10 protein-coding genes are annotated in these 13277 nt (G+C 38.3%); 1 reads left to right on the top strand and 9 read right to left on the bottom strand.

Annotated features, from left to right (window positions below):
- Positions 1 to 578: 578 nt before the first annotated feature.
- The 5 genes from PRVXH_RS06420 to PRVXH_RS06400 all read right to left on the bottom strand — a co-directional run bounded on the left by PRVXH_RS06420 (position 579) and on the right by PRVXH_RS06400 (position 7538).
- On the bottom strand, positions 579 to 1496 hold the full coding sequence (locus tag PRVXH_RS06420; protein ID WP_353894476.1) for a phosphatase PAP2 family protein: 918 nt from the start codon (positions 1494 to 1496) through the stop codon (positions 579 to 581).
- A 1164-nt stretch (positions 1497 to 2660) separates the two neighbouring features.
- The gene (locus PRVXH_RS06415) at positions 2661 to 4385 is read right to left on the bottom strand and encodes a phospho-sugar mutase (RefSeq protein WP_353894475.1); all 1725 of its coding nucleotides are present in this window, start codon (positions 4383 to 4385) and stop codon (positions 2661 to 2663) included.
- Between the two features lie 226 nt (positions 4386 to 4611).
- The gene (locus PRVXH_RS06410) at positions 4612 to 4998 is read right to left on the bottom strand and encodes a DUF2500 domain-containing protein (RefSeq protein ID WP_353894474.1); all 387 of its coding nucleotides are present in this window, start codon (positions 4996 to 4998) and stop codon (positions 4612 to 4614) included.
- A gap of 28 nt (positions 4999 to 5026) precedes the next feature.
- Positions 5027 to 5779: a DnaJ domain-containing protein gene (locus tag PRVXH_RS06405; protein WP_353894473.1), complete on the bottom strand. Its 753-nt coding sequence runs from the start codon at positions 5777 to 5779 to the stop codon at positions 5027 to 5029.
- Between the two features lie 1366 nt (positions 5780 to 7145).
- The gene (locus PRVXH_RS06400) at positions 7146 to 7538 is read right to left on the bottom strand and encodes a hypothetical protein (protein ID WP_353894472.1); all 393 of its coding nucleotides are present in this window, start codon (positions 7536 to 7538) and stop codon (positions 7146 to 7148) included.
- 813 nt (positions 7539 to 8351) lie between these two features.
- Between PRVXH_RS06400 and PRVXH_RS06395 the strand changes: the two genes are divergently transcribed.
- Positions 8352 to 8489 (top strand): hypothetical protein, encoded by a 138-nt coding sequence (locus PRVXH_RS06395; RefSeq protein ID WP_353894471.1) that lies wholly within the window; start codon positions 8352 to 8354, stop codon positions 8487 to 8489.
- Between the two features lie 60 nt (positions 8490 to 8549).
- On the opposite strand, the gene glnA is transcribed toward PRVXH_RS06395, so the two are convergent.
- From glnA to PRVXH_RS06375, 4 genes are all read right to left on the bottom strand, one after another.
- Complete coding sequence (glnA, locus tag PRVXH_RS06390; RefSeq protein ID WP_353894470.1) at positions 8550 to 9869, bottom strand: type I glutamate--ammonia ligase; 1320 nt, start codon at positions 9867 to 9869, stop codon at positions 8550 to 8552.
- Between the two features lie 311 nt (positions 9870 to 10180).
- Positions 10181 to 10363 (bottom strand): hypothetical protein, encoded by a 183-nt coding sequence (locus PRVXH_RS06385; protein WP_353894469.1) that lies wholly within the window; start codon positions 10361 to 10363, stop codon positions 10181 to 10183.
- Between the two features lie 441 nt (positions 10364 to 10804).
- Positions 10805 to 11545, bottom strand: coding sequence for an SEC-C metal-binding domain-containing protein (locus tag PRVXH_RS06380; RefSeq protein WP_353894468.1), 741 nt, complete (start codon positions 11543 to 11545; stop codon positions 10805 to 10807).
- Positions 11546 to 12264: 719 nt separating this feature from the next.
- On the bottom strand, positions 12265 to 13275 hold the full coding sequence (locus tag PRVXH_RS06375) for an NAD-dependent epimerase (RefSeq protein WP_353894467.1): 1011 nt from the start codon (positions 13273 to 13275) through the stop codon (positions 12265 to 12267).
- Positions 13276 to 13277 lie beyond the last annotated feature (2 nt).

The following is a 13277-nucleotide window of genomic DNA, read 5'->3' as shown; positions in this document are numbered from 1 at the left end:
ACTAGATTTGTATGATTTTGATGCCCTATCCCCTCGAAGAGGTAGGGGTTGACCTCTGTGTCAACCCTCAGCAAATGGCTAGCCATTATGGGAATGACCACCAAAAACAACCACAGCCACCGTTGCAAATTAAAGTTTTGCACTTTACCTACGGCTCCACCTATTAACGGCAGGGACCGTGCAGAAACCATTTAAAAGCAATTAGCCGCGAAAACGTATAAATTTGCTCATTCTGCTGGGCCAAAGAGCATACTTTAAATCTGCTACCTCTGCTGGGTCTGGAAATATCATTAAATTAGGTTTTTAAATTTAAAACAGGGTCTTTCCAATATGGATGATAAATATGAACGAGCTTGGACCAAGCATGTAACTAATTTCGAAATGTTTACCGTGGCCAACTAGGGTTTTATGGTTTGCCCCTCAAAGAGGTAGGGGTTGACCTCTGTGTCAACTCTCAGCAAATGGCAACCGCCCTTTAACTCCTGTCCAATAAAAAAAGAGACGGGCATACTGCTAGCACACGGCGTGCAGCCAGACCTGTCCCTTTTCTTTAAAAACAGCATATCTTTGTTAACACTTTACACTTTAACCCTATGATCTTGCCCGATTTCTATTTTAGGCTCCTTAGATAGCCCTAGCTTCACAAATAAATACGGTGCAAAGTAACTAGCCCATAAACCTACAAATAAGTACCTAACCATATCTGCCCCATGCTCCGTCAAAGCACTAAAACCTATAACCTCAAATAGTTCTTTCAAAACCACTCTTAAGACAAAAAGCCCCACAACTCCAATGACAAATTTCACACCCTGTTTAGCTATTGTCGCAGAGTTAGAGAAGTTTAAATAGCGCTTATCAAGCTGGTATCCAACCATAAGCCCAATAGCAAATCCAACTAACATGCCCTTATCATGCCCTGGAGGTACAAGAAGTAACAAAGGCAAAACCGTTGACAAACCAACCTTTAATTTCCATGAAAGCCCATCAAGCCTGCTAGCTACTTTATCATAGAATAAATTAAAAAGAGTTAAAACCATAATAGCGATAAACAACCCAGCAACTACATCAATTGCAAAATGTAGCCCTAAGTAAATTCTAGAAAGTCCGACAAGAGCAGTTAACACAACTGCAAAACATGTAAAATACCTGTTTTTAAAGTAATAAGCTAAATAACCCCAAAAGGAAGCAGTCCCTTGAGTATGGCCGCTAGGAAATGACGAAGAACCGTAGGTTGAATCCCCGTAAAGCACCCTAACTTCAGAACTACAGGGTCTTGCAACATCTGTAAAACCCTTAACTATAGTGTTTACATAGGTTGATAGCAAAAAGAAAATAGTAAAGCGATAAGCCATCCTTTTACTAATACACCAATAAATAAAAGGAAAAGCAATCATATAATACTCCGGATTCCCAACAGTTGTAATAATAGTAAAAAATGAATCTAAAAATCCATTAGAAAACTGCTGCAACCAAACAATAAAAGAGCTATCAAACAAACCTAATCCCCCCCTTTTTTTTATAAAAGCGAATACAATTTCCAATGAACAATTGACAATTAAAGTTATACTAACCAACATTCCACTGACCCTAAAATAGAACCAGTAAAAAAACCCATTGGCCGCGAAAACGTATAAACTTGCTTATTCTGCTGGGGCAGGCAGGTTAATAAAGTTGAAAGTGGAAGGTGGGGTGTGTTGTGTGGGTCCTGCGCCCTTGCGGGCTAGATCCTTCGGCGTGCCTCAGGATGACTTTATCAATTAATGAGAGCTCCCTACTTGGTTATGGTGGTTCACATTGCCAGTGTGTCTTACCGGGTCTTTCCCAAATGAGCACCATAAATGAACGAGTTTGGACCAAGCATGTAACTAATTTCGTTATCTTAACCGTGGCCAATAAGGGTTTAGCAGTTAGTATTTAGTATTTAGTAGTTAGTAGTGAGTAGCTAGCTAGTAGCAGAACAGCAAATTCTGCCAGACAGAACAAACCGCCCTTGATCTCCTGACCAACTGACCAACTGTTCAACTAAGATTTTAACGCTCTCCCTCGCAGAGGTAGGGGTTGACCTCTGTGTCAACCCCTCAGCAAATGGCTAACCAATATGGCAATGACCAACAAAACCTACTTAAGAGGCGATTTAGGTCATAAGGTTATGTGCTTTATCACCAACCTCACACCGCTAATTACCCATTACTAGGTTTCCTGATATTTGCCGTGGCCAATTAAGATTTTGCACTACATAGTTCTACCTGTCAATGGTAAGGGACGTCCAAGAAACAATATAAAAACAATTTGCCGCGAAAACGTATAAACTTGCTTATTCTGCTGGGCCAAAGGGCATACTTTAAATCTGCTGCCTCTGCTGGGTCTGGAAATATCATAAAAAGGTTTTTAAAACCGGGTCTTTCCAAAATGAGCACCATAAATGAACGAGTTTGGACCAAGCATGTAACTAATTTCGTTATCTTTACCGTGGGCAATAAGGGTTTAGCAGTTAGTATTTAGTAGTTAGTAGTTAGTAGTTAGTAGCTAGCTAGTAGCAGAACAGCAATTTCTGCCAGGCAGAACAAACCGCCCCTTGATCTCCTGACCAACTGTCCAACTAAGATTTTAACGCCACCCTCGTCCCTTAAACTCCTGTCCATCTAAATCTCTTGAATCTTTTAGTTCATCCAATCCATAGTTCTTTCAAGTAAGTCCTTACTTGCCGTATAAGTAGCTTCCTTAACTCCCACATAAATCTTAAGCTTAGGTTCAGTTCCAGACGGTCTTAGTGCAACCCACGCTCCGTCCTCTAGCATAAACTTAACAACATTAGCCTTTGGTAAATCAATTTTTTCAGCCGACTTATTACCATCTACATAAACTCTCTCTTGAGTACTATAATCCTCGAAAACTTCAATCTTCTTATCCCCAATAGCTTCCAACTTACAACCCCTAAAATAATCCATAATATCCGCTATTTTTTCTAAGCCTGCTTTACCCTCAAGAGTTATAGCCTTCAGACCTTCTAAATAGTAGCCATACTCATCATATAACTCCATCAAAGCATCATATAAATTCATGCCTCTATCATAATAGTAAGCTGCCATCTCGCAAATTAACATCGACGTTACCACAGCATCTTTATCTCTTGCATGAGTTCCAGCTAAATAACCAAAGCTTTCCTCATACCCAAGCAAGAATTGCTTTTCTTTTGTAGCTTCAAACTCCTTTATTTTTGCACCGATATATTTAAACCCTGTCAAGGTATTTAACGTCTCAACACCATAACTTGCAGCTATGTCCCGACCCATTTCGGAGGTAACAATTGTTTTAATAATAGCCCCATTTTCAGGAAGCTGGCCCTTCTCCTTTAAACTATGCAGCATATAATTAACAAGCAATGCCCCTGTTTGATTTCCAGATAACACAACAAACTCGCCTTCTTTGTTTCTTACCACAGCTCCTACCCTATCACAGTCTGGATCAGTACCTAATATAAGGTTAGCTTCTTCCTTTTTGGCAAGCTCAATAGCTAATTTAAAAGCTTCTTTATCCTCAGGGTTAGGGTATGCCACAGTTGAAAATTCAGAATCAGGCTTCTCCTGCTCAGGCACTACCAACACATTTTTAAATCCTACCTCTTTTAGAGCCCTTCTCACCGGGATATTTCCTGTACCATGAAGAGGAGTAAAAACAACCTTAAATTCATCCGCCACTTTCTTGATGATATCTCCACGTAATGACTGCTTTTTAATTTCATCCATATAAGCATCTTCTATTTGCTCATCTAATAGCTCAACTAAATCATTACTTTTTGCCTCTTCCATTTCTAACACTTTAACACTACCAAAATCATTAACTTTGGCGATAGAAGCAATAATTTCTTCTGCTTGCTCTGTAGCAATTTGAGCTCCGTCTTCCCAATAAACCTTATAACCATTATACTCCGGCGGATTATGGCTAGCTGTCACCACTATTCCAGAAATGCAATTTAAGTATCTAATCGCAAAGGATAGCTGTGGTGTAGCTCTAAGATCATCAAATAAATACGTTTTTATACCATTAGCTGCTAACACCAAAGCAGCTTCTTCAGTAAACTCTCGGGACATTCTTCTGTTATCATGAGCGATGACCACACCTCTAGCAATTGCTCCTTGCCCTTTAGATTTTATATAATCAGCTAGACCTTGAGTCGCTTTTCTTACTATGTACTTATTAATACGATTAGTCCCAGCACCGATAATCCCTCTAAGACCTGCTGTGCCAAACTCTAACTCTTTGTAAAACCTATCCTCTAACTCTTTAGCGTCACCTTCAAGCTCCTTAAGCTCCTTTATTGTCTCTTTGTCGAAACACGGGTCTGTAATCCATGCCTCATATCTCTTCTTAATGTTTGCATCCATAAAAAAACCTCCAATAAATATATTTTTGCTAATAGAACTTAAATAGTACGTAAATAGTTCTTTTAATTAGCTTTTCTTTTTAGAACATCTAATATGTTAAACAACAGTTTAATCCTTAAATATATTTCGACACAAACTCTAAATTCCCTTTGCTTTTCTTATATATTTACATATAATAATCAAAAGCTCACCGCACGCTAATGCAGTGAGCTTTTTTATACATTGATTAAGCTCTATCAAACCCCTGATACCTACTGCCCTGAAAGGTTAAATATCCTTCATCACCTTCAACTAATTTCCCGTACTCCTCATCTTTAACTTTAAATTCCTTCCTCTCACCGCCCTCAAACTCGAAGGTTACAAAATAAGTAGTGACATTTCTCCCACGACGGGAATGAGTTCCGCCACCGTATCTGCTGACATTAGTTCTTTTAGTGACAACTTTTACCTTTTCATTTAAAACCGGCGAATTATTATCAGCTATCCACTGTCGCCCACCTTTCACTAAGCGAACAACTATCGTTATAATAACGATAGCAAAAATAATAGTTACTAACGTCGGTAAAACCTGAAACAAAAAACCTCCATGAAATTCCCCTGGTTGATTCGGCATATAATCCCCCTTTTTTAATTATACCTCTTTATGCAAAATACTTTTTATACCTTTCGATATTATCTTCACTTAAAAACTCATTAGCAGAGCTTATTTCTTTAAACTTCTCGGCGGCGTTTTCGGTTTGATTCAAATCTGGGTGGTACTGTCTGGCTTTTCGCCTATAAGCTGCTTTAATTTGGCTTTTGTCGGCATTATAGTCCACTCCCAAAACATCGCAGCTTTTTTCATATTTTTGTTTAAAGTCGGTACTAGGGCTTGCATAACCACCATAGCTGTTTTGTCCCCCATAGCCATTGGTGTATGTCCTTTGATAACCATACCATTGATTAAATCTCTCTTCCCATGCCTTTTGTTGCTCAGCAAAACGCCTCTCTTGTTCTTTTCTTCTTTTTTCTCTCTGCTTATTTTTATAGTCCTGCCTATACTCAGCAAAAGTCTTAAACTTGTAATATACCCCATTACTCAAGTATTCAGCTCTATCAAAAAGATACTCAGTAACGCTATATCTTATATATTGTAAATAAGATAAAGTTATGCCCCCAATAATAGGGAACAACGCCAAAAACAATATAAATAACAGCAAAGATGGGTAAGTAATAGCGAGCGCACCAAATACTATAAATAGCAGGCAACCTCCCCTAGTTAAAAAGACAATAACCATCTTAGCTATACTTTTAACAAAATTAACAGCTGTATCTATTAACCAAATTAGCGCATTAAAAACTAACAATATAGCACTAGAAATAACAAACAATATTTTCCCCAAAATTTTTCTCATTTAACTAACCTCACTTTATTTTCCAAAAGCAAATACACAAACACACCCCAACGCATAGCAACGCTACCCCTCGCAGAGGAATTGGTTGCATAGTACCCTTTCCAACTTTCTACTAACCAACATTCCACTGACTCTAAAGTAGAACCATTATAAAACCAACTGGCCGCGAAAACGTATAAACTTGCTTATTCTTCATAAAGCACAAAGTGGAAAGTGGAGTACGTAGTGTGGGTCCTGAGCCCTTGCGGGCTAGATCCTTCGGCGTGCCTCAGGATGACGTTATCAATTAATGGGAGCTCCCTATTTGGTTATGGTGGTTCAAATTGCCAGTGTGTCTTACAGGGTCGCACCATAAATTAACGAGTTTGAACCAAGCATGTAGCTTATTTCGAAATCTTTACCGTGGCCAATAAAGATTTAGCAGTTAGTAATTAGTAGTTAGTAGATAGCAAAAGCAAATTCTGCCAGGCAGAACAAACCACCCTAATCTCCTGACCAACTGACCAACTAAGCTTTTAAGATTTTAACGCTACCCCTCGTAGAGGTAGGGGTTGACCTCTGTGTCAACCCATCAGCAAATGGCTAACCAACATGGCAATGACCAACAAAACCAACCACAGCGACCGTGGTAAATTAAAGTTTTGTACATTTACCTGCGGTTCGACCTATTAAGAGTAGGCCGTGCACAAAACTATTTAAAACCAACTGGCCGCGAAAACGTATAAACTTGCTTATTCTGCTGGGCCAAAGAGCATGCTTTAAATCTGCTACTTTTGCTGGGTCTGGAAATACCATAAATTTAATTTTTTAATTTAAAACCGGGTCCTTCCAATATGGATGCATAAATGAACGAGTTTGGACCAAGCATGTAGCTTATTTCGTAATGTTTACCGTGGCCAATAAGAGTTTAGCAGTTAGTAGTTAGCAGGCAGCAGGTAGCAAAAGCAAATTCTGCTAGGCAGAACAAACCGCCCTAATCTCCTGACCAACTGTCCAACTAAGCTTTTAAGATTTTAACGCTCCCCCTCGCAGAGGTAGGGGTTGACCTCTGTGTCAACCCATCAGCAAATGGCTAGCCATTATGGTAATAACCACCAAAACCAACCACAGCCACCGTTGCCAAATAAACTCTTAAGCCTATACACTTTATTACCACTACCTTAATTGTAAATTGTAAATTGTAAATTGTAAATTCGCCCTTGATTTCCCCTTATCACTGCCTAGGGACTCAGGGACTGGTATACCGTACCATCGCATCCCAATGGGACGGATGTACCTGTCCCTAGCGTCCCGAGATGACGGCAACCAAATGACCTATATTAAAGTCTTAAACCTCTCCCCTCGAACTACCGTAAATTAGCTGCAACTACGACTTCTTAGAAAATTTCTCTTTACACTTCGGGCAAGTAATAACAATTTTCCCCCTACCTTTAGGGACTCTTAACTGTGCATTACACTTAACACACTTAAAATACTTATGCGTCTTTCTATTCTTAACTCTACCCTGCACCTTTTTAAACCAAGCATATAAAGGACTCATCATAATAGCAAACTTATAGTTTTCCATACTTCGTTTAGAAGTATCTTTAGAAAGCATCCGATAAAAAGCTAAAATTATAGGTATATAACCCAAGTATGCTAAAACCAAAAGCTGCGTAATTTGACCCACTATTGTTAAAATCAGAGAAACTATAACCAGAAAAATAGAAAGCTGATCACCACCATATCTCCCAGCCATAAACTTCTTTAACCAGTTCATCCCATCACCCCCAAAATTATTAAAATAAAAATTAACTTCCTTATATTATACAAGACCCAAATAAAAAAACCAACCACAAATATAAGGGAGCATATCACTATCGACACCAACCAAGGGACTCAGAGACTGGTATACCGTACCACCGAATCCAATGGGACGGATGTACCTGTCCCTAGCGTCCCGAGATGACGGCAACCAATGACCTATATTAAAGTCTTAAATCTCACACCTCAAACTACCCATTACCACTACTAATACCACTAGTTTACTGATCTTTACCGTGGCCAATTAGGATTTTGCACTACTTATGGTTCCACCTGTCAAGAGTAAGGGACGTCCAAGAGACAATATAAAAAAGTTGCCACGAAAACGTATAAACTTGCTAATTCTGCTGGGTCTGGTAATAAATGGTTTTGGTTAAACCACAGTAGCATTTGTAAATAGTATACAGTTAAAAACAGACATTATATTTTATACCTGCTGCATTTAAAACCGGGTCTTACCAATATGTATCCCATAACTGAATGGGTTTGGACCCAGCATGTAGCTTATTTCGTTATGTTTACCGTGGCCAATTAAAGATTTTGTGCTTTTGAAGTAAGATACCAACTTCCGATTTCATATTACATATTACCACTACTCATTTTTGCTAACTTCGTTATCTTTACCATGACAAATTAAGATCTTAGGGTGTAGGTTTTATTACCAACCTCAGACCTCATACTACTTATTACTACTACACCTTTACCGTGGCCAAATAGATTTTTATGATTTTGATGCCCTATCCCCTCGCAGAGGTAGGGGTTGACCTCTGTGTCAACCCATCAGCAAATGGCTAACCATAATGATAATGACCAACAAAACCAACCACAGTCACCGTTGCCTATTCCGTTATGTTTACCGTGGCAAGTAACACTTTCAGTTTTAGGCATGCGAATTCCAATCCTATAAAAAAATATAGCGCCAATCTGCAATAGATTGACGCTATATACTCCCTATCTATTTTATATATTAATAAGCCCGTAAATAATGCTTAAGCTCCCAATCATGAATTTCTTCGCTATATAATCGCCACTCCTTGCGCTTTGCTGTAAGATACATATCAAAGATATGTTCCCCAAGCGAGTCTCTCATAAGCCTACTTTTTTCAAAATCATCTAACGCTTCTTTTAAATTAGCAGGGAACTTTTTAACATCTCCGTCTCCGAAATTATCTCCATTTTCATTACAACATTCTGAAGGAGTTATCTTATTCTTTATCCCTTCAAATCCTGCTGAAAGCACAGCAGCAAGAGCAAGATAATGGTTGGCTGTAGGATCTGGATTTCTAAGCTCTATTCTTGTTGCGGGCCCTCTATTTGCTGGAATCCTGATAAGAGGACTGCGGCTACCTGCTGCCCAGGTTATTTCCGTAGGAGCTTCATAACCCGGTACAAACCTTTTATACGAATTTACAGTAGCATTGGTGACAGCTGCATACTCTCTAGCATATTTAATTAACCCCCCTACAAAATAGTAAGCATCTTCACTTAATCCCATAGGGTCATCCTTGCACTCAAAAATATTCTTACCATCCTTAAATAGCGATTGATTTAAGTGCATACAAGAACCATGAGCATTCTTTAATGGCTTAGGCATAAAAGTAGCGTGCAACCCATGTCTCTTAGCTATAGTCTTAACAACCAACTTAAACGTTGAAACTCTATCTGCGGAAGCTAAAGCTTCCCCATACCTAAAATCTATTTCATGTTGTCCCGGTGCCGCTTCATGGTGTGAAGTTTCTATCTCAAACCCCATTTCATCTAAAGCAAGGCATATATCTCTTCTAGCATCCTCACCTAAATCTGTAGGTGCGTGATCGAAATATCCAGCCTTGTCGTGAATATCAGTAGTGGGATTTCCAGCTTCATCAGTTTCAAATAAAAAGAACTCAACCTCCGGCCCAACATGATATTCATAACCATAATCCTTAAGCTTTCTAAGAACATTCTTCAATACATTTCTTGGACAACCCTCAAACGGAGTGCCGTCAGTGTTATAAACATCGCAAATCAAACGTGCAGTTTTTCCTTTTCCTTCCTTAGTCCATGGTAATACACTGTAAGTAGATGGGTCTGGAGCTAAGTACATATCTGACTCCTCAACTCGAACAAACCCCTTTATCGACGAACCATCAAACATTATCTTGTTATCGAGGGCTTCATCTAACTGATAGGCAGGAATGGACACGCTTTTTAACTTACCAAATACGTCTACAAACTGAAGCCTTATAAAGTTAACTCCTCCCTCACGAACAAGCTGTTTGACATCATCACTACTTAAAGAATCCAAAATTATCACTCCTAATTTTTAGAAAAATTTTAATTAACCTCACGTATATACGATAACATATAAAGAAATGCGCTACAAAGGTGCACAGTCACCTTCTGTAGCGCTAAGACACTCACTATTAATCTAAGAAAGATATAGATGCCACTCCTATATAAGTGCTCCAAAATATTCCCAAATACTAGCAAATACTCAACCACCTCGTCCAAAAAGAGCAAAAAAGAGCAGATATACTCCACAACCAACACAACCAAGAGACTCAGGGACTGGCAAATTACCAAGGGACTCAGGCCCCACACTAACCTATTAGCAAACTATCCTTCTATCAAACTACCACAATTCTTACATTTCCTACTAGGTCCATTTAAAGGTTCGCAGCAACCACCAAGCACAATTTCACCACGATTTGCAGCCTCAAAAGCTTCTGATGTAGGCTTACCATAAACAATTTCTACTGTGTCAGATGAACCACATTCTGGGCACTTATCTTTTGACATCCTAACCACCCCTCCCTTAATTTCTCTCAATAATAGTACTATCTTCTACCGATACACTATGAAAATCAGGAACTTTTGTATTATAATCTAATTATTTCTTTAAAATCAGAAAAAGTTTGTAACTATGTATTTACTACAATAAAAACAGGTTTTTACCAATATGAGCACCATATTTAAACGGGCTTTGACCAAGCATGTAGCTTATTTCGTTATGTTTACCGTGGCCAACTAAGGTTTTATGGTTTTCAAAGCAAGCTACCAACCTCCGACCTCATACTACTTATTACCACTACTCATGTAGCCAATATAGCAGTCTTTACCGTGGCCAATTAAGGTTTTATGGTTTTCAAGATAGGCTACTAACCTCAGACTTCATAATAATTATCACTACTCTCGTTATCTTTACTGTGGCCAATTAAAGTCAGAACTTTGGTGGTTTTTTTATTTCCCCAAACAACACTTCTTATATTTCTTCCCACTACCACAAGGACATGGTTCATTCCTTCCGATTTTCTTTCTGGTCTTCATATCTATAACGTTAGGGTCTTTAAACTCATAGGGTTTATCTGGAAGTGATCTTAAATGCGGTTTCTCAACCTTCTCAAATATTTCATGAGGTGTATGGCCATTATTCTCCCATATCCTAATGTTATTAGAAAGGTCCATCACAAGCTGCATAACTTCATTGACCTGATCCATATCATCAAAATTTATACCTTGATTGTTGAAAGCATCTAAAACGACCTGCATATTGGCTCCAAACTGACATATTCCATAAATATCTTCACAGAGCCACTCAGCTTTCTCGTCACTATCTTTAAAGAAGTTCTCTTTTACACATTTTAAAAGAGTATTGTACTGCTTTGTTTTTTCAAAGTACCATTCATCGACATATTTTAGAAGTTCATTTTTCTTCGGAACATAGTGAGGCTTATCACCCTTCTTTTTTAACATTGACTCAAAATCATCATTTTCTAGAATTGTCTGATGAACAAAGTAATCTTGATGAGAATAGATAAATGAATCTTCCAGTTCTTCCGGTGGACTAGTAAAAAACTCCTCTACATCAGCTAGACTAACGTGGTCTTCATTTTGACTGTTGTAAATTTCTAAAACTTTATCTTTATGAACCATTCCATAAAGATTTGATAATGCAATTATATACCTTATTAATTGGCGCATATTATCACTCCGCTCATTTCAATTTTGGCTTGATAGTTTGATAGGTCATAAATAGAAATTATGTTAAAGCATCAATACAAGAATTATATCTATCAACTTTCATCTTTCACATTTCATCTGCTTCAAAAGGCCGGTGCTAAATCTGACAGACCCAAATTCGTTAATAAAGTAGAAAGTGGAAAGCGTTATCATATGGGATGGTTGACCTCTGTGTCAACCCATCAGCAAATGGCTAACCATAATGGTAATGACCACCAAAAACAACCACAGCCACCGTAGCTTATTTCGAAATCTTTTCTAACTGTCCAACTAACCAACCTTTCACTGATCCTAAATCGAACCAATATAAAACCAACTGGCCGCGAAAACGTATAAATTTGCTTATTCTGCTGGGCCAAACGGCATACTATAAACTTGCTAATTCTGCTGAGTCAGATTCGTTAATAAAGTTGAAGGTGGAAAGTGGAAGCTGGAGTCCGTTGTGTGGGTCCTGCGCTCTTATGAGCTAGATCCTTCGGCGTACCTCAGGATGACTTTATCAATTAGTAAAAGCCCCCTATTTGGGCTATGGTGGTTCACATTGCCAGTGTGTTTTACAGGGGCTTTCAGATTTGGGCACCATAAATGAACGAGTTTGGACCCAGCATGTAGCTTATTTCGTGATGTTTACCGTGGCCAATAAGGTTTTGCCCCTGACCAACTAACCAACTTCACCATCGCTAAACCTTATAATACTCCCTATACCAGCTTACAAACTTATCAAGCCCTTCTTCAATACTCGTCGTAGGCTGATAATCTATATCTCGCTTTAGATCTGAAATATCAGCACATGTCCTTAGCACATCTCCAGGTTGCATCTCCATATACTTTTTCTTAGCTTCTTTGCCTAACTTTTCCTCTAAAACATTTATAAACTTCATCAGCTGTACCGGTTGATTATTTCCTATGTTATAGATTTTATAAGGTGCAAAGCTTGAGCTTAACTCGTCTTTACTTTCATCCCAATCTTTATTAGCCTTTGGGGCTTTATCTAATAGCTTATATACCCCTTTAACAACATCATCAACATAAGTAAAATCTCTTTCCATTTTCCCATGGTTAAATACCTTAATCTCTTCTTTTGCAACTATATTTTTAGTAAAGGAAAAGTACGCCATATCTGGTCTGCCAAAGGGACCATAGACAGTAAAAAAGCGCAGCCCTGTGGTTGGGATATTGTATAAGTGGCTATACGTATGAGCCATCAACTCGTTAGACTTTTTGGTTGCTGCATAAAGACTTACAGGATGATCAACACTATGATTTGTAGAAAAAGGAGCTACTTTATTGCCACCATAAACAGAGCTAGAAGAAGCATAAAGCAAATGCTTTACAGGATAATTCCGGCAAGCTTCCAGTACATTTACAAACCCTACTAAATTAGAATCAACATAAGCATGTGGATTTTCAATAGAATACCTCACCCCAGCCTGTGCAGCCAAATTTATAACATAATCAGGCTGATATTTTGCAAATAAATCATCTAATGACTCCCTATCTTTTAAATCCAGTTTGTAAAATATAAAATTTCCATCCTGCTTTAAAATCGCCAACCTATCCTCTTTTAGCGCCGGATCATAATAATCATTCATATTATCTACACCTATAACTTGGTGAGAAGCTTTTAATAAATATTGAGACAAATGAAACCCTATAAACCCAGCAGCACCCGTTACTAAAATTTTTGACATAA

This window comes from Proteinivorax hydrogeniformans (assembly GCF_040515995.1).
In the GTDB taxonomy this organism is placed as follows: domain Bacteria; phylum Bacillota; class Proteinivoracia; order Proteinivoracales; family Proteinivoracaceae; genus Proteinivorax; species Proteinivorax hydrogeniformans.
The sequence above is the reverse complement of the archived record's forward strand: the minus strand, read 5'-3'. Positions and strand labels throughout refer to the sequence as shown.